This window comes from Reichenbachiella sp., from assembly GCF_039941815.1.
In the GTDB taxonomy this organism is placed as follows: Bacteria; Bacteroidota; Bacteroidia; order Cytophagales; family Cyclobacteriaceae; genus Reichenbachiella.
Genome location: NZ_JBDVDW010000065.1, coordinates 564,588 through 583,646 on the forward strand (window position 1 = coordinate 564,588; position 19,059 = coordinate 583,646).

General features: G+C 42.2%; 15 protein-coding genes. 5 read left to right on the plus strand and 10 right to left on the minus strand.

The window, feature by feature from the left end; genetic code table 11:
- Positions 1-189: 189 nt before the first annotated feature.
- Entirely contained in the window at positions 190-1,986 is a 1,797-nt protein-coding gene (locus ABJF11_RS19520) for an acyl-CoA dehydrogenase family protein (RefSeq protein ID WP_348121903.1), read from the plus strand.
- A 127-nt stretch (positions 1,987-2,113) separates the two neighbouring features.
- On the opposite strand, the gene ABJF11_RS19525 is transcribed toward ABJF11_RS19520, so the two are convergent.
- Positions 2,114-2,749: a copper homeostasis protein CutC gene (locus ABJF11_RS19525; protein WP_348121904.1), complete on the minus strand. Its 636-nt coding sequence runs from the start codon at positions 2,747-2,749 to the stop codon at positions 2,114-2,116.
- Positions 2,746-3,330 carry a YdeI/OmpD-associated family protein gene (locus tag ABJF11_RS19530; RefSeq protein WP_348121906.1) on the minus strand — a complete coding sequence of 195 codons (585 nt, stop codon included), beginning with the start codon at positions 3,328-3,330 and terminating at the stop codon, positions 2,746-2,748. Before ABJF11_RS19530 ends, ABJF11_RS19525 begins: the two co-directional genes overlap by 4 nt.
- Positions 3,331-3,470: 140 nt before the next feature.
- On the opposite strand from ABJF11_RS19530, the gene bglX reads away from it, so the two are divergent.
- Entirely contained in the window at positions 3,471-5,762 is a 2,292-nt protein-coding gene (gene bglX / locus ABJF11_RS19535; protein WP_348121908.1) for a beta-glucosidase BglX, read from the plus strand.
- A 461-nt stretch (positions 5,763-6,223) separates the two neighbouring features.
- On the opposite strand, the gene ABJF11_RS19540 is transcribed toward bglX, so the two are convergent.
- The 7 genes from ABJF11_RS19540 to ABJF11_RS19570 form a co-directional block, all read right to left on the minus strand.
- Complete coding sequence (locus ABJF11_RS19540) at positions 6,224-7,489, minus strand: hypothetical protein (protein ID WP_348121909.1); 1,266 nt, start codon at positions 7,487-7,489, stop codon at positions 6,224-6,226.
- Between the two features lie 23 nt (positions 7,490-7,512).
- A complete protein-coding gene (locus ABJF11_RS19545; protein ID WP_348121911.1) occupies positions 7,513-8,502 on the minus strand; it encodes a kelch repeat-containing protein in 990 nt (329 codons plus the stop codon).
- A gap of 2 nt (positions 8,503-8,504) precedes the next feature.
- Positions 8,505-9,791 (minus strand): DUF4270 family protein, encoded by a 1,287-nt coding sequence (locus ABJF11_RS19550; RefSeq protein WP_348121913.1) that lies wholly within the window; start codon positions 9,789-9,791, stop codon positions 8,505-8,507.
- Positions 9,792-10,056: 265 nt separating this feature from the next.
- A complete protein-coding gene (locus tag ABJF11_RS19555) occupies positions 10,057-11,943 on the minus strand; it encodes a hypothetical protein (protein ID WP_348121914.1) in 1,887 nt (628 codons plus the stop codon).
- A 108-nt stretch (positions 11,944-12,051) separates the two neighbouring features.
- Positions 12,052-12,651: a tRNA-(ms[2]io[6]A)-hydroxylase gene (locus ABJF11_RS19560; RefSeq protein WP_348121915.1), complete on the minus strand. Its 600-nt coding sequence runs from the start codon at positions 12,649-12,651 to the stop codon at positions 12,052-12,054.
- Positions 12,652-12,656: 5 nt separating this feature from the next.
- Positions 12,657-14,483, minus strand: coding sequence for a putative porin (locus tag ABJF11_RS19565; RefSeq protein WP_348121916.1), 1,827 nt, complete (start codon positions 14,481-14,483; stop codon positions 12,657-12,659).
- On the minus strand, positions 14,476-15,204 hold the full coding sequence (locus ABJF11_RS19570) for a hypothetical protein (protein WP_348121918.1): 729 nt from the start codon (positions 15,202-15,204) through the stop codon (positions 14,476-14,478). The genes ABJF11_RS19565 and ABJF11_RS19570 overlap by 8 nt, the downstream gene beginning before the upstream one ends.
- 95 nt (positions 15,205-15,299) lie before the next feature.
- Here ABJF11_RS19570 and ABJF11_RS19575 point away from each other — a divergent pair, with 95 nt between their 5' ends.
- From ABJF11_RS19575 to ABJF11_RS19585, 3 genes are read left to right on the plus strand one after another with little or no spacing between them, the layout of a single operon-like run.
- Positions 15,300-16,394 (plus strand): Nif3-like dinuclear metal center hexameric protein, encoded by a 1,095-nt coding sequence (locus ABJF11_RS19575; RefSeq protein ID WP_348121919.1) that lies wholly within the window; start codon positions 15,300-15,302, stop codon positions 16,392-16,394.
- Positions 16,395-16,399: 5 nt separating this feature from the next.
- Positions 16,400-17,176, plus strand: a complete 777-nt coding sequence (locus ABJF11_RS19580) for a C4-type zinc ribbon domain-containing protein (RefSeq protein WP_348121921.1) — start codon at positions 16,400-16,402, stop codon at positions 17,174-17,176.
- A 49-nt stretch (positions 17,177-17,225) separates the two neighbouring features.
- Complete coding sequence (locus ABJF11_RS19585) at positions 17,226-18,710, plus strand: hypothetical protein (protein ID WP_348121922.1); 1,485 nt, start codon at positions 17,226-17,228, stop codon at positions 18,708-18,710.
- Position 18,711: 1 nt separating this feature from the next.
- Here ABJF11_RS19585 and ABJF11_RS19590 read toward each other — a convergent pair whose 3' ends face one another.
- Complete coding sequence (locus ABJF11_RS19590) at positions 18,712-19,044, minus strand: metalloregulator ArsR/SmtB family transcription factor (protein WP_348121924.1); 333 nt, start codon at positions 19,042-19,044, stop codon at positions 18,712-18,714.
- Positions 19,045-19,059: the final 15 nt, after the last annotated feature.

Consider the following 19,059-nt stretch of genomic DNA (forward strand, 5'->3'; position numbering starts at 1 on the left):
TAGACACTGTTGATGAGCATTTTGGTTGGAATCTGAGTTTAAAGAATAAAAAAGCTGTATTTGAGAGCTAAAATCAAAAACATATTCGAATTTTATTATGCGTGCATAACATTTTTTAATATATTTGAATTTGTTATGCATGCATAACAAAATAATAGTGACTTACGTAAAGACAAAGAGACCAAGAATATGGAAACCACAGCAGAAAAACGATCGATTCGAGGAGGAGAGTTCCTAATCAAAGAATCACAGCCTGAGGATATCTTCATTCGCGAAGAATTCTCGGAAGAGCAAAAAATGATGGCTGAGGCCACTCAGGATTTCATTCAAAAAGAAATCAATCCTAACATTGAAAAAATTGAGAAGCAGGAAGAAGGTCTAATGCCATCTATGATGGAAAAAGCTGGCGAACTGGGTCTTTTAGGTGTATCTATTCCAGAAGAATATGGCGGATTGGGGATGAACTTCAACACCTCTATGCTGATCGCTGATGAGATCGGTGCTACTGGTTCGTTTTCTACTGCTTACGGTGCCCACACGGGCATCGGTACTTTGCCAATTCTTTACTATGGCAATGAGGATCAGAAAAAAACATACTTACCGAAATTAGCAAGTGGTGAATGGAAGTCATGTTACTGCCTGACAGAACCAGATGCGGGCTCTGATGCCAATTCTGGAAAAACTAAGGCTGTACTGACCGAAGATGGCAAACACTATTTGATCACCGGACAAAAAATGTGGATCTCCAATGGCGGATTTGCTGATTTGCTGATCGTCTTTGCTAAAATCGACGATGATAAAAAACTGACTGCCTTTTTGGTAGAAAAAACTTATGGTGGAATCACGATGAACGATGAAGAGGTGAAGCTTGGAATCAAAGGTTCATCCACACGTCAAATCTTCTTCAACGACTGTAAGGTGCCTGTTGAAAATATGCTTTCTGATCGTGAAAACGGTTTCAAAATAGCAGTAAACATTCTAAATATTGGAAGAATCAAGTTGGGCGCCGGTGTGATTGGTGGATGCAAAGAAGTCATTTCACAATCTACGAACTACGCCAACGAGAGAAAACAATTCAACACACCTATTTCCAGCTTTGGTGCAATCAAGCACAAATTAGCAGAAATGGCGATTCAAACCTGGGTTACGGAGTCAGCAGCTTACAGAGCAGGTCAGAATATAGATGACAAAATCAGTGACCTGATCGGGAGAGGTACAGAGCCGGCTGAAGCCAAATTGAAAAGCTTTGAGCAGTTTGCAATTGAATGTGCCATCATCAAGATCCACGGATCAGAAGTTCTGGATTATGTGGTAGATCAAGGTGTACAAGTATACGGCGGCATGGGATTTTCAGAAGAGGCACCTATGGCTAGAGCCTACCGCGACGCACGAATCACGAGAATCTATGAGGGCACAAACGAGATCAACAGAATGTTGATGGTGGGAATGATCATGAAGAGAGCCATGAAAGGTGAATTGAACATCATGGAACCTGCCATGGCTGTGGCCAAGGAATTGGTATCCGTGCCATCATTCGAGGTGCCAGATTTTTCTAAACCTTTCGCTGAAGAAAAGGATGTACTGAAGAAATTGAAGAAAGCGGTACTCATGGTAGCTGGCAAGGCTGCACAGACATTTGGCCCTAAGCTGGAAGAAGAGCAAGAAATAATGATGAACGCGGCGGACATGATGATCGAAATCTACGCGGCTGAATCAGCACTATTGAGAGCAGAGAAATTGATCAGCATGAATGGAGAAGAAGCCACTAAAATGCAAGTCAATGCTGCCAAAGTGTATCTCTATGAGGCCGTAGAAAAAATAAATAAAGCGGGTAAAGATGCCATCGCATCCTTCACCACTGGAGACGAGCAAAAAGTAATGTTGATGGGACTGAAAAGATTCACGAAGTTGAATCCTGTAAACATCAAGCAGCTCCGTAGAGAAGTTGCCGATCACTTGATCGCTAAAAATCAATACGCTCTTTGATTAAGCAACCCAAAATTGCCTATGACGTCATCGTGATCTGATTATTCGCGATGACGTTCATATGGAGCGCAAAAAAACAATTGTTTGATTTAGTATCTAAAGGCCATTCCATCAGGAGCGGCCTTTTTTAATTTAGGGCTCCGACAATCAATTTGCCGTGATAAGCATCCGCGCCAAGTAATTCATCTAATTTTGTACAATTTAGATTGGTGATTTTTCCTGCTGCGATCACTTGAAGTTGACCAGCTACCTCGCCCATCATGTCCCTAATCATCGCTGCACCCTCCTTCGCTGTAGATGCTCCTCCAGACGTCAGTACGCCACTTACTCCAGGGATATTTTTCAATAAACGAATCCCTACTACCGGATTTTCGAGCTCATCGATTGCTTTATGTATTGTGACCTTCATGGGAAGTGCTGCTAAGCAAACTTGCTCAATACATTTCAAATCTAGCGTTTTCTCTTCGGTGAGTGCTCCGAAAACTATCTCCTCCACACCTAGCTCTTTTAGTTGATGAATGGTGTCCATTATTAGATCCATTTCGCCAGTCGAGTAAATATAGTCTCCACCTCTCGGCCGAACCATCACCTTTACCGGAATTGTCAGCGCTGCCAGTACGCTCTCCACCAGATCATAAGATGGAGTAGTACCGTCCAGATCCAGTCTGTCACAGAGTTCTATTTGGTCAGCCCCTATGCTTTGTGCACGTATCGCTTGACTCAGGCTTTCTACACATGCTTCTTTGATCGTTTTCCTCATCATTTCTTTTTAGTCCACTTGAGTGGGGGAATCAGTTCACCTCGGTCAGCGCATTCGATCAAAGTGTTCAGCCTTCTTTGTCTGGTGCTTTCCTGCTTTGCGCTCATCACCCACCATATAGTTGGCTTTTTCTTTGACGGACTCAGTGAATTAAAAAATACCCAAGCCGCTTCCTGCGCTCTGATTTGGTCTTCATAATCCTTTTTCAATTTGACATTTTTTTGCTCATAAGAAGCATTTTCAGAATATCTCTTGTCTCTGATTTCATAGATCGCTATTCCTGCAGGTCGTACAAGACCCTCGGCGAGCAGCACTTTCATTTTTTTTAAATTCACCGTGCTCCAGTGGCTCTTAGGTTTTCGAGGTGTAAACCGTATCTTATAACTTTCTGAGTCAATGGTATGGCGAAGCCCATCAATCCAGCCATAGCAAAGTGCCTGATCCACCGACTCGGGCCAAGTCATGGATGGTTTTCCACTGCTGACCTTATAGTAGCCTATCCATTGTTCGGTGAATTTGTCGTGATTGGTTTCAAGCCAAATATTAAAATCAACGGCGGTTTCAAAAAAAAGCACTTCTTCCATAGACTTAAGTGGGTTTAAGGATTGAATCCAAAGATAATATGAGTGTTTGACAAATATCCCGAGGGTATATGATACATATGCCATTGCCTGGATATCCGCATTATTTCTTTATTTGCTTCGGTATAAAGAAAATGAACGGTATGAAACAAATTTTATCTGTACTGATAGGCGCGTTGATTGTGTCTGGCTGCATTGACAGCAGTCCAACAGAAACAAAAACTGATAGGACTGGTGAAAGGGTCGATAGCCTGATGGCATTGATGACGGTGGCCGAAAAAGTAGGTCAGCTCAACCTCTATGCCGGCGGCTGGGAGTTTACAGGTCCCGTGCCTGAAGATACGGGAAATCAGAAAAAATATGATATGATTAAAAGCGGTGGCGTTGGAGCTATGCTCAACGTACTCACTGCTGATGGAACGAGAGAGGCACAAAAACTCGCTGTAGAAAACAGCAGGTTGGGTATACCGTTACTCATCGGCTATGATGTGATTCACGGCTATCAAACAATGCTGCCCATTCCGCTCGGTCAGGCGGCTAGCTGGGATGCAGAGGTGGCTAGAAGTGGAGCTCAGGTAGCAGCGCGTGAAGCTTCGGCTTCAGGGGTCAACTGGACTTTCGCTCCGATGATTGACATTGTGAGAGATGCTCGATGGGGACGTATGATGGAAAGCCCCGGAGAAGATCCGTACCTGGCATCCTATTTCTCCAAAGCGTGGGTCGATGGATTTCAAGGCGATGATTTATCCAATCCAACGTCTATTGCTGCATGCGCTAAACACTTCGCTGCCTATGGATTTGCAGAAGCGGGTAGAGATTACAATACGGTAGATATCAGTATGCAGACCTTGTACAATGTTGTACTGCCTCCATTTAAAACAGCCAGCGAAGCCGGTGTAGCCTCTTTTATGAACTCATTCAATGAGATCGGTGGTGTACCTGCCAATGGTAGTTCTCTACTTCAACGAACACTACTCAAAGGAGACTGGGACTATCAAGGCTTCGTGGTATCGGACTGGGGATCGATTGGAGAAATGATCACCCATGGATATGCAGCTGATACGCTGGAAGCTGGCTATAAAGCCATTGTAGCTGGCAGCGACATGGACATGGAGGCTCGCGTATATGAAAATTCGCTTGAGACACTGATCTCAACCGGCCAATTGAATTTGGAGATTTTGGATGATGCGGTCAGACGTGTATTGACTATCAAATTTGATTTGGGATTGTTCGATGATCCATACAAATATTGTGATGCGGAAAGAGAGAAAAAGGAATTGGGTTCGTCAGAAAATCTAGCGATTGCCCGGGAAGCAGGGCGAAAGTCAATTGTGTTGCTTAAAAACGACCAGAACTTACTCCCTTTGAAGAAGAAGGGGCAAAAAATAGCAGTCATTGGCTCTCTGGCAAGCAGCAAGGATGTCCCGCTTGGTAGCTGGAGAGCCCAAGCTGTCACCGATGGTGCGGTATCATTGTTAGAAGGCATCCAAAACGCTGTCGACAATAAGTCTGCTGTGAAATTTTCACAGGGCTATACGCTTACCTCAGGAAATAGAGAATTTGTGAGGGAGCTCACGTTTGTGGAAGGCGATTATTCGAATTTTGATCAAGCGATAGCTCTTGCCAAACGCTCCGATGTAGTGGTACTGGCTTTGGGTGAAGATTGTTTTCAATCTGGCGAAGGTCGCAGTCAGACAGACATAGGATTGAAAGGCGACCAGCTCGCATTGATGTATAAATTGTTGGAGGTCAATAAAAATATTGTAGTCACGCTGATGAATGGTCGTTCGCTTGCCATCTCTGAGCTGGATGAAAATATCCCTGCGATACTTGAGGTATGGCATTTAGGCTCTGAGGCCGGCAATGCCATCGCAGATGTATTATTTGGCGATTACAACCCATCGGGTAAGCTTCCTGTGAGTTTCCCTAGAAATGTAGGGCAGTGTCCTATCTACTACAATCATAAAAATGGTGGACGCCCTACCACGAACCCGAATGATGCGGGTATGGTCTTCTGGTCACATTATACGGACGCTCCGAATTCGCCTTTGTATCCTTTTGGATATGGACTGAGCTATACCACATTTGAATATTCAGACTTAGCGATTTCATCCACCGAAATGAATGACACCGGTGAGTTATCTGCAAGTATTCGAGTGAAAAACACGGGATCAGTAGCTGGACAGGAAACTGTACAGATGTATATCAGAGACTATGTAGGTAGTGTCACTAGACCAGTGAAAGAGTTGAAAGGGTTTGAGAAGATAACGCTCAATCCCGGGGAAGAAAGAGTGGTCAAATTTACGATCTCAAATGAGACACTCTCCTACTATCGAGCGGACCTCTCATACGGCTCTGAGCCAGGGAAGTTTGCAGTGATGATAGGTGGCAATTCCCAAAAAACGTTAATGACTGATTTTAGATTAGTCAATTAATAGATTTTTAGCAAAATTAGTTTTGGGTAAGTGGAGAGGAGCTGAGAGGCTCCTCTTTTTTTTAAACCTGAAATATGCATTAGATAATCTATTCCAATCATAAAGCACTTTGAAATAGACACTTAACATATATTTATTGAATCACCATAGCGGTGCTATGGTGATTCAATATAAGTGCCCCTTTCTTTGCGCTTTATGCTTTCATCACTATTCTTAATGCATAATCCAGGTTAAACAACTCATTAACAATCTTTTAGGAAAATCTTAACAGGGTCGAGAACAGAACCCTGCGGCGGGTCGAAAAGAAGAGGCGATCAAATTTTACAATAGAGTCCTCGACTTGGAAGCTAATAATGACAGCGCACCGGCAAAATTAGAAATTCTTAAGGCTTGATAAGCTGTTCTTACCTCAATTAACATTAAAAGGAAGGTTCAAAAGATGTGTTGAACCTTCCTCTATTCTAGTCATATTTTCGCCTCTGAAACCAGCGGCTGCGAATACTAAAGTTAAGTGTTACTTCATGCGTACTTTCCAAAATCATGTCGTTGGAGGTCGTGCCGTTGTACTTGCGATGATAGGAGACATTCATGGCACTACCTGATTTTAGCGGCACGCCTAGCCCAGAAGTCAGCCCATAGGTATTCGACAACTGATTCTCTACCACCAGATATGAATTTTGCAGATACCCTCCGACTCTATAGCTGATCCGACCGAGTGCTTGCTGCCCGTATCGATCCGGCGTAAGTTCTAACCCTATCGCATATCTCCACGAGTCTCTCAAATCATCTGTATACCCATGGATTTTGGCCTGACTCCATTGATTGAATTCAATGTCTCCTGCCAGCAGGAACTTTTCAGTGTCCAGGGATATCCCAAATCCAATTCTACGCGGTAGTGTATATTCTGATTCTGATTCCTCTTCAAAATAAAGGCTATTACCATCAACGTCGACACCATTACTATAGTCCCACTCTGAAATGGAAGTAGATGTACCTCCATTCATATTCGTTGGGTTCTTATACACGAGTCCAAAATTTAGCGCATAGCTTTCACGCTGAAGGCGATAGTGAAGACTGTACTCCGCATCCATCTTGGCAATCACTGTGCTGTTTTCTGAAAGATACCTTTTGAGTGATTGTTCGCTGGTCACATCTTCTGTTCGAGATATATTGCCAAAGATAAGTGCTAGTTTCAGGCCTACTGAGAAGTTTTTGAATATCGAATAACTATTAGAAAAAAACAATTCATTGAGCCCTCCACTCCCTTCATAGGCGATGTCATAATCTCCAGTCTGAAAGGAATTCACATTACTCTTATAAATGTTGTAACCTACATTACTATAATTTGATAGGCCTATAGTTCCATTCCATCTATCGTTGTACTTAAACCAAAAACTTAGATTGGATAACCCACCATAACTACCATTTTCTGTGGCCGACTGAGTCTCATAGGTAGTATTGGCATAATAAAAGCCTACATCAAATACATGGTTGAAATAAGCTCCTGTCTGGCTATTAGCTGCAGGGTTCACCAAATTGACACTATATGGACTCGACCAGCCTATGGATGTAAATCCCATGCCCTGAGATGCAGTAGAATTGGTTCGGGTCATCTCTCCCAATCCGAAGATAGAGTAAACAGACCCTGCTCCGTTTTGTGCCATTCCCTGGATTGAGAACAGGAGGCACAGAGAGAGCAGGGCTGGATATTGGATTCTTCTTACCATACGTACAGTTACCATTTTATACATCAGTCGTCTTCGTCCAGTACATGGTCTGGTTCGAACTCCCATACATCATCAAATCGACTGGACCCACTTTGCCCCAAGGCTACAAATGAGCGGCTGTTGATTGTAAATGAAACTGAACCGGTCCTACCTGCACCTTCGAAAGCGGTTTTCTCTTTCCAATAGCCACTGGAGGGGTTATATTCCCAGGTGGTATTGATGTTGGATCCATAGGCACCTATGGTGACGTAGCCTTTTCCATTGAGCTCAAATCCTACGGCACCTTCTCTTTGTATCTCATATTCTTCATCCTCGTCATTGAGGTCTATCTGCTGGTACCAATCGGTAAGCTCAGCATCAAATTCCCAGAAATCCGTTTCATGCAATCCATTGTTTGTACCTGTACCAACAAAAGCGCTCCCGTCGATTACAAAGCAGGTTGCATATTTCCTTTTCTCTCCTTTGAGACTGACAATTTGCTGCCAATCTTCCTTGTCGGGATCATACTCCCAAAAGTCTTTCAGATAGTTGCCATCATATCCTGTGCCGACATATCCAGCTCCGTCGGTAGCAAATGCTACGGCTTGATATCTGGCTGACCCTCCAAAGTCAGTGACTTGCGTCCAGGTGTCGCTGGCAGTATTGTAAGACCAAAAGTCCTGTAGCTCTTCGTCACCATCATAGCCGGTACCCACGTAGCCTACTCCATCTATAGCGAATGCCACGGCGCCGGATCGACCCACGCCAGGAAAATCAGCGACCCTTACCCAATAGTTCTGATCCGGATCGTAGGACCAAAAATCTGTAAGATAGTCGTCTCCATCAAACCCTAATCCTACAAATGCTTTGTCTGATGAGGTGAAAGCCACGGCGCCTGACCGTCCGACCCCTTCAAAGGAAGATCGGCGGATCCAATTTCCATCTTCCACCACATCTTCTTCGTCATCGCTGCATGAGGAGCAAAGTACGAGTAGTGACAGCATGGGCCAAATAAATTTTCTTAATCCTTTCATTACTATTTAATATTTAACACGTTCAAAATGATTTTACTGCTTTCAATGCTTTTCTCCTGATCGGATACTGCCAGATAATTGAGTGAATGTGAGCCGTACTCATCGGCAAACTGAATCAAAATGGCATCTTCGTTTTCCTCTGTATTGATGGATAATTGCTCGACTACAAAATCTGTGATATCCACAACAAACTTTTTTTCCTCATCGAATTCTATATCCAACTCCAACTCCGGGCTCTCGTCATAAACTCCCAGGATATTATTTTTGCTATCCACCTTCATCACGATCAATCCCGAACTCAGCATATACACTTCCTCCGGTACCGGATTTTCGAAGACAAGCTCTAGGTTTACTTCATCGATGACCGGGACTTCATCAGCCGAGAGTAGCTGTCTCACATAGGGCAGGTCCACTCGTATTGCGAGCCCGAGGCCAGATTGTATGTAGGCGATGTTGTTCAGTTCAGAAGATGAAACCCCATGTTCCTCTGTGGAGGGAAATAGGTCGTCCAGTGCATCCATTTCAACATGATTGAACTGGATGGCACCGGTGGTGGATGAAAGATGTAAGGTGCGCTCTACTGCCGGTGATTCTGACCTATCCAAATAGTTGATTTTGAAAACCAAGTCTGGCATAAAACCTACCACGGCGCCAATACCAGATGATTTTAATTTCAGCCCATGCAATTCATCCAATAGATCTGCTGAGGTGAGTTGATCATTCTGAAGTAGATCAAAAAGCGACCTTGCAAAGGTATCATCCAAAGGAATCTCTACTGAATCCTGCATGTAGGGTCTGGGGCCAAAACTCACCGATCCGATACTGATGGGATTACCATCCGCGTCTGATTTTACCTCGTATGAGGAATAATTGTAGAGCAAAGACTCGTCATCTAGTTCCATCTCTTCGGAGACCTCGTAGGCCTCCATTACCATCAGCTGAGTGGTGTCTCCGAAATAATATCCATCATAATACAGGGTAAGGAATGCGTCTTGAAAGTCTGCGTCATTCAAATCTTCTACGCTGTATTCCAAATCCGTGAAAACCTGAAAATAGGCCTCACATTTGATTGCATTGAGTGAAGGGTGATCAGCTTGCCCGACCAGCAGCCTCGCCGGAGTGCTCGTGCTGACACTGTCGTAGCGAACTGTCGACAGATTGACTGTAAGGGTATCCCAGGTGAGAATTTCAAATGAGACTTCATCAAAAAAATCGGATCCGATTTCGGGGTCTTCCTGCATACACGCAAATCCAACCACAAGAAGGACTGGAATTAATACTTTACTCATCTTCTTCATTTAGATCTTCTAAACCTTGCCTTGTTGCAAGTCAGAAAGAAAATGTAGCTAGGCACCCATGCGTTGGATGGGGTATCAGGATATTCAACCACTGGAGGCATTTCCTCATCGAGTTGGAATCTTTTATCAATGAAATTCTAGTCCAGGATTTGAAGTATTTGAGATAAAATAATGAAAAAGCCTGTGAAGAATACTCCACAGGCTTTCATTATTTTTTTTAAACCGTCAACTCATGTTGGGACGGAACGAGTACTACTTAGTTGACTCTGACAGCCAAGCTGATGTAGGCGAACTTATCGAATAAGTCATATTTAGTATCAAATATCACTCTACCCATTCTAAAACCTCCTGAGATATTTGAACGGAAAACAAATCCACCTCCAGAAGACACTTCTCTAATAGAGTTTCGGAATATTGTATTGAACCTTGTTTCTTCGGCATGGATGCTCTTATCGACCAGATTGTAATCGAATGAGACTCCCAGACCAAGAAACGGTTCTATTTCTCCACCTTTCGCAAGGGCATATCGCAAATTTGAGGACAATTTAATGAAGCTCAAATCATATTGGCTTTGTGTATGCGTATAAATTAGAGGACTTGAAATTTCACTTCTTGAAACTTTATAATCTATAGCGTAATACGTCAATTCATTGTTTAATGAAAATTTTCCTCTGTTCTTTGGAAAGAACACTTCGTAATATCCACCGAGCAGAAATCCACTTCCTGACTGCTGAGTGACCGCAATATAACCAGCAAGAAGACCCATTCCAGGTTTGATTTTCTCCTCTTCTTTGACGAAGATTTGACTGTTTCTCGTATTGCCTCCCTCATTCGAGGAACCATCATCTTTGAAATTGGCACAAGCGTAATACTTAGCAAAGAGTTCGGTTAGGTCATTTTCGTTGTACTCTAACTTTCCAATTTTATCACTTATGCCTTCGCAATCATTCAGGTAATAACTCAGCTCGCCACGAAACTTAGCATTTACCTTCATGTATGCCTTATCCGAATCTCTAGAGTTGTCATTATCGGTATTCGGAAGTGATAAATACATTTTATGCCTCAGCCACTTGTATTCATCATTCATTGTGATATAAAAGTGGTTCAATCCTAACCTGTCTCTTAAATGAAGTAATTCTTTGCGACCAGCTACTAAAACTTCCAGAAATACAGAATCTTTCACCGTAGTGAATTTAGGGTCTCTAGAAAGTGAACTTAAACTTTGTGAGCTTGTTTCACGGTCAACAATGGCACTTCTATAGTGCACATCTGCGGTTCCAAATCCGGCAATTTCCTGATGGCTAAATACTTTTACTTTGTCTGAATGCCAGGAATCTTGAAATCTGATGAATTCAGGGTTTCTTTCCCAATCCTGATAATCAACGGCCCCACGAACTGTGTCTCCGCTGAGTAGGATAATATATCCTAGCTGGTAGTTAGGATTCAAGCTCAGGAGCTCTAACGCCCCACCTGTTGTAGACGGTTCCACTTTGGGTGTACTGGATTTTGTATAAGAAGGCGTTAGACTATTCTGCCGATAGTATTGCTCGTAACTGTTTATGAATGTTTTCAAATCATGGTCAGTTGAGCTGGAAGCTATTCCCAGATATCCGACCAACTGTTGAACAAAAGCATTGTTATACATTACATTCTTTACCGTCATTTTACCATCGACGTACTTTTTGTAGTAGTATAACTTCACCTCATTTCCGTCTTTAAAATAGAACAGAGACTTGCCATCTTTATCTATATATCTAAAAAGGCTTTTTTCGCCTACGATGATTTCTTCAAGAAACAAGTTGTTCTTTCTTAGTTCAAAATTGGGTGTCTCACTGAGCTTTTCCAACTTGTCTGAGCTAATTTCGATCTCAACATATGCAGAAGTAAATCTTCTGTTTTCAACATAAAAAAAGGAAAGATCTGAAGCGGCAAATACTTGAGCTTCGGCAGTCCATGATTCCTTAAATGTAACACTGAGAGGAGTAGGCTTATTCAACCCATTGTCGATAAGAATTCTACCATGTAGTGTATCGCCCGTGTTGGTAATCACATGTCCTACACGATAGTCACTCTGGCCTATTGCATACTCGCTTTGCAGAAAAGCGATAGTAGTTAGCAGTATTGATAATTTAATAAATTTCATTTTTGGTTGTTACTAGTTAATTTGAAAAAATCAAAGTTGACTTTTGTCAACTCAGGACTGTAATCGAAGGGTTTCAGCATAAGTTTTCGGTTTTTTCATATTTATTAATCAATGCATTCTATCTGGCCGGACTTCCAGGGTTTTGAGGATTTCTGCCTCGGCAGTCAAAAATTCGGACCACCGTTTCATTACCAATTCTTCTGACATAAAGCGTTTGGCCATATCAAGAAAGCTGTGGTAATGACCTGCTTCTGAGACCATAAGTTCGTAATAAAACTTACTCAATTCCTCATCTTGAATGTGCTCATGGAGTAGTTTGAAGCGTTCACAGCTGCGTGCCTCAATGAGCGCATTGAGTAGCAACCTCTCGACCAGCTGCTCTTCTCTGCTCCCTCCTCTTTTCATTATTTCGTTGATCGCTACTACATAGGCATCCTTGCGTTTCCTATCCAGCTTGATGCCCCTCTTTTTCATCATCGCAAGGACGCGCTCAAAGTGTCCCCACTCTTCGGCCACTAAATCGGTGAGCATTTCTACCAGCTCTTCATGTTCGGGATATTGTACGATCAAAGAGATACCTGAGGAGGCTGCCTTTTGCTCGCAGTAGGCATGATCTATCAAGATTTCGTCGATAGATTTTTCTGCGATATTTACCCATCGTGGGTCTGTAGGCAGGTTAAGTCCCAAGGTTGTTTTGTTGTTGTCCATCTCAGTTAATCATAAAAATGCCATCTCAGTCCGACATCTACCATACGTCGTGTGGCTGGATAATAAGGGGTGTCAAAATAGCCCTGCTCCTTCTTCTGATTGAGGTATTTCAGCTTGATCCAAAGGCTCAATTTTTGTGCTTTCATTATAAAGAACAAATCACTGGTCCAGTAGGAAGGAATTTCAAAGTCGTCCTGAATATAAAATTGCTGAGTGATAGGATCATATGCATTTGCGAAATAGGCGGATTGCCAACGCACGTCTACACCAAGCTGCATCTCCATATAGTTATTAAAAACAATATTTTGATAGTACCATCGCCCAAAATAGTTCCAGTCTGGTGATCTCATGGCATCGCCTCCATCGCCTGCGATATTATTGAATATGACCTTGTTTTCAAGAATAAAATGTTGGCCAAGTTTAATATCTGCATCCAGGGAATAATTATTGACTAAAACCACCGCCGAATTTTGAGCGGGAAGACTATCCGTTCCAAAATAAACGTAATTGTCTATAGCAGAAATCTCCACTTTGGGCTCGAGTCTCACCAGTGGGAACTCATAGAAAACGGAACCTGTAATAGTGTTGGACAACACATCGCTGAAGTCATTGGACCATTCATAGTGGTTGCCAAAATACTGCTCTGACATAAATGAGGGCAAATGCTTTGTAGTCGTATATGAGGCTCTCAAAAAGTTGTTTTTAAAGCTACCAGAGAAGTAATATTGCCCTCCGTCCATGACTTCAGCTTTACCACTAAGGACATTCGTACTGGTAGCGTAAAGTTGGATATCTCCACCCAAATAATTTTCCACAGTATGTCCGAAGGTATCCAGATATCGATAGTTGAAATCTATATCTCTACGTTTGATATAGCCATTATAAAAAACACGTTTTCCTACTCTTCCTTTAAGTCCGGCCTTCACTTTCAACTCACTAAACGAAGACGCATCCAGAGTAGAATCGGTTCTGATTAGAAATTGATCATAATAGTCTGGTGTGGACGACAAAGGGAAGTCCTCATATTTGTTTTCAATAATATTGCGTTCTGCAACCGCATAAATCTCAAAAAACTCAGCTACCGAATATTCCTGATAGAGGTGTAGTCTGGTCCTATCATCGTAGCTCACTGCATTTCTAAGGTTGATATCTGCATCTTGATATTGGAAAAAATCTCTTTCTTCGGCGTCATCTGCTACCACGATCCCGCCAGTCTCCGTTGCATTGTGCTCAAATTTAAGCGCATGAAACATAAGGTGATACTTGGCGTTTTTCGAACTATGAAAAGTGTAGAGATCTACGGTGGTTCCTGATATTTGTGTCTCCCGAAGGGAAGACGAACCGATCAGCTTATTGGAGACGATCTTCTGTATATCGAATCCCACATTCCATTGCGCATTGATATTACGCGAGGCCGAAAAATCCACTAAGTTCCTTCCCTTGCCGCCAAATCCTATATTGAGCTCCAAAAATGGGGACTTAGTATCATAGTATTTGAAGTCATCAGCGGATTTTACATAGGGTGTGTAGGCCTCAAACCCGCTGTATCTTCCAATCATTTCTGGCGAGCGGTAGTAGACTGGATTCAAGGCAGTACCGTTGTTACCAAGGTCCTGATAGATTCTCGGCGCTCTGTTCTTAAACTCAAAATACTCCATCATATGAAGCGATGTATCAATGGCTTGATATAAGGTATCGCTGTGCATCAAATCCCTTTCATACATGTATCTCGACGTAGTCGGGCCATACACAAGCTTGGTAGAATCATCCAGTATCTGGGACCAGGCTTGAGTCGAAAACAGCAGAATTACGAATACGAGTACTTTATTCACTATCAGGATTTGCGTTTAGCAAGAGGTTCTTGATTAGGGGGGCAAAGTTATCACGATCCGTTATAAATTCTATTTTATCTCCCAAATTATCTGCCTGAAGCTGCTCTCTTGTATTAGAAATGAAATAAACTTTAGTCTGTGGGGCTAGATAAAGTCTATGCTCAGCTACTATATCATCCAAGTTTGATTTTGGCGGAGTGCCAAAAATAATTACGACATCTGCGTCCAATACTTCTCTGATTAACCCATTTCGGGTGCCGACCGGCCAGAGATTGTCTTTATAAAAGGGGTTATTAAAATCAGATATATATATACTGATCGATGGTCTGATCTCTATTCTGGAAAATTCCTGATCCATTACAATTGCAGGCGTCTCAGGGTGAAGTTGGATCCACTCTGACAGACCTAATATCTTGTGTTTAGCAATAAATATTGTACCATGATCCACTAGATCATAATAAAAGGCCTCCCCTTTGACTGTCTTCATGCGATATCCAGAAAGACTCCTTTGCTTGATATGCACAGTGGCACCTAGTAGCTCGCTCATGTACCGGGTGATACCTAAAGTCGGCTGTGGAGAAAAAGACCCAACGAAAATGACTGGGATCTCAAACTCAACGGATTTCCAAATCTGGAGGTCAAACAAACGGTTGCGAAGGAGTATACGCAAGCCGTTGCACCAGGCCAATGGCCACAATAAGTATTTGAATACTGAAATCATTGCAGTAAAATTAATTAGGTGTAGTACCAATTCTCTGTACAGAACCATATTAATTTAGCCAGAACAATCTTGACATTCCTTATATTTAATGTGCTATGAATATTAATGAAATAATAGGTGTATTGAACGAATGGGCACCGTCCGCTTATCAAGAATCATATGACAATGCCAGATTAATTACCGGCGACCCAAATGAGACTTTGACTGGCGTGCTGGTTACTCTGGATTGCACAGAAGAAGTAGTACAAGAAGCCATAGACCTCAAAGCCAATCTGATAGTGGCTCATCATCCGATCGTATTTAAGGGGTTGAAGTCGTTTACAGGAAAAAATTACGTAGAGCGGACAGTCATCAAGGCTATTAAAAATGACATTGCGATATTTAGTATCCATACTAATCTGGACCATGTTTTGACTGGGGTCAATAGTATGATTTGCAGCAAGCTTGGATTAGACAATTGTCGTATTCTGGCACCAAAATCTGAAGTGCTCTCGAAGCTGGTGACATTTGTGCCGACTGACCGTGCAGAAGCTGTGCTTGACAGCCTATACCAATCAGGCATGGGTAAAATCGGCAACTATGATCAATGTAGTTTTCAAATCATGGGGACTGGCACCTTCCGACCAAATGATAAAGCCAACCCTACGTTGGGACAGGCTCGGGTAAAAGAGTCTGTGGAAGAAGTACGGATTGAAGGTATATTCCCAACTCACCGAAAGTCTAAAATCGTCGGGACATTAAAAAAAAGTCACCCTTATGAAGAAGTGGCGTACTACCTCACAGCACTTGAGAACGAAAATCAGGAGGTTGGAGCAGGAATGGTAGGTCAACTAAGCGAACCCATGTCTACGCAAGACTTTTTTACGATGGTCAAAAAACAGTTTAACCTTTCGGTCATCCGACACACAAATTTTCATACAGATAAGATTAAAAAGGTAGCCGTCTGCGGTGGTGCTGGAAGTTTCTTACTAGGAGCTGCCAGAGGGGTTGGAGCAGATGTGTTCATCACCGGTGATTTTAAGTATCACGAGTTTTTTGATGCTGAGCAAAAGATAATCATCGCAGATATTGGACATTATGAAAGTGAGGTGTTTACAAAAGAATTGATTTGCAATTTTTTAAAAGAAAAATTCGCTAATATTGCACTCAATTTATCCGAGGTGGATACAAATCCTATAAAATACTTTTAAAATACATGGAAAGTACGGTAGCGCAAAAGCTCGAAGCTCTTACAAAATTACAGTCAATCGATTCGCAATTAGATGAACTTATAAAAGTCAGAGGGGCTTTACCTGAGGAAGTGATGGATCTCGAAGATGAGATCGTGGGATACGAGACTAGGGTAAACAATCACAATAGTCAGATCGAGGAACTCGAACTAGGTATATCCAACAATAAAACTGCAATCAAAGACTCTGAAAAGCTTATCCAAAAGTATGAGGAGCAGCAGATGAATGTTAGAAATAACAGAGAGTATGACGCCATCACAAAAGAAGTAGAGCTGCAGCAGTTGGAAATTCAGATTCTCGAAAAAAGAATTAAGGAGGCTTATGCCAACATCGAGGCTAAAAACGAAGGCATAGCTGAGACTAAGAATATATTGGAGGAAAGAAAGAAAGATCTTGATACCAAAAAATCAGAACTTGACAATATCACTACTGAAAGTCAGGAAGAAGAAAATAAGTTGCTAAAGGGAAGAGAAAAAGCCGCTAAGAGTATAGAAGAGCGTCTACTACTCTCATACAATAGAATCCGTGGCAACGTAAGAAATGGACTGGCCGTAGTACCAGTGAAAAGAGATGCATGTGGTGGATGTTTTAATATTGTACCTCCGCAAAAGCAAGCAGAAATAAGAGAAAAGAAGAAACTGATAGTGTGTGAGCACTGCGGTAGAGTGTTGGCAGATATTGAAGAGGTTATAGAAGAAGAGAAGAAGCCAACAAGAACAAGAAGAAAAGCTGCAACGAAATAAGCATCACTTGAAGGCATTTCAAAAGCATATAAATAATTTAAAGGTGGGCATGACTCACCTTTTTTTGTCGCTTTTTTTGATTTGCCCTACTATTTCACAGAGCCAAAGTATAGAAGACCATCCTGAAATATTTCAGGCCTATCATGATGTCCTCAAGCTCAAGCTTGAAAGCGGAAGAGCCCGACTCAATCAAGTGATCCCCAACCAGGCAGAGCTAGGTCACTACCATTTCGTAAAAAGTCTTGCAGACGTGATTGAAATACTAATCACTGAAGACCCCGCCCTCTACAAAAAATACGAAGACAGCGAAGATGAAAATCTTGATGGCTTGAGAGAGATGGATGAAAGCGATCCGCATAGACGATTCTATAATGCTGAAATCCGAATTCAGTGGGCGATCGTCAAAATCATGTTTGATGAAGATATGAAAGCAGGCATGTCGTTAAAGACTGCTTATAATTATATCGAACGAAACATCGAAAAGCATCCTGACTTCACTTCCAATTACAAATCATATGGTTCGCTGCATGTACTCTTTGCCGTAGTACCCGAAAGCTACCACTGGATACTGAAAATCTTCGGGATTAAAGGCAATTCCATCCTTGGATGGGACGAGTTGAACAAGATTCAGCCAGACAATCCATATTGGCTGGAAACAGGATTGATTAAATCACTGATCGCAATCAACATTCTCAACAAGGAGAAACAGACGCTGGAGCTACTAGATGATCTTCGTATAAAACATAAGGATAACCTGATCGTCAACTACCTCTACAATACTGCACTGATAAAGTACGCCAAAAGCGAACAAGCACTGCCCAATCTTCGCAAACTGCTATTCGCCAATGAAGAGTATCATCAGATAATCAATGTCTACTATAAACTCGGGGACATTTATATGCAAAAACAACAATATGCTTTGGCGAGATATCATCTATCCAAGTTTCTAAATCAGCACAAAGGCAAGAATTATGTAAAAGACACATGGTTCAAAATTTTTCTCAGCTACTGGCTGGAAGGCAATACAAAAATGGCCGAAATCCATTGGAACAAGGCCAAGGATTCTGGCCGTACCTTTGCCTCAGCTGATAGAAATGCCAACAGTATCATGGACGAAAGCAGTTATCCAAATCCGCTGCTGATGAAAGCCCGATTGGCAACAGATGGAGGCTATTTCGACCTGGCGATTCAAGCCCTAAAAGAAATCCAGCAGGGATCGTTGGCCAACAAAAAGGAGGAATCAGAATACTTTTATCGATATGGACGCTTGTATGACAAAATGGAGCACGACCAGGATGCCATTTTTAATTATCTAAATGCGATAAAAAAAGCAGGGAAGGAAAATTGGTACTTTGCACCTTCTGCCTGTCTCTATACGGGATATATTTACGAATTTCGGCAAGACTATGAAAAAGCTGAATTCTACTATGAAAAAGCGATGTCCTATAAAAAACATTCCTATAAAGCCGGAATTGACAACAAGGCACATGCCTCGCTAAAGCTATTGGAAGGTAAGATGCCCGAAACAGAATAGGCTAACAGCAGCCATCAGCACACTCCGCCCGTCGTGAAAAAAAATTAGCAAAAGTCTCTGAGATTGCTTCCCATTTCTCATCATCAATACAATAGCATGTACTTGTGCCTTCTATATTCCCTTTGATAATTCCCAAATTCTTTAGCTCCTTGAGGTGTTGAGACACGGTGGCTTGAGCGAGCTGCAACTCTCCAACTATGTCGCCACAAATACAACCGTTTGCTTTAAGCAGGTATTCTAAAATGGCTATGCGCGCCGGATGACCCAAAGCCTTGGACATAACTGCCATTTCGTTTTGTTGTACTGTGAACTTTTCTGTTTTCGTCAATCCCATAATCGTAATATTACG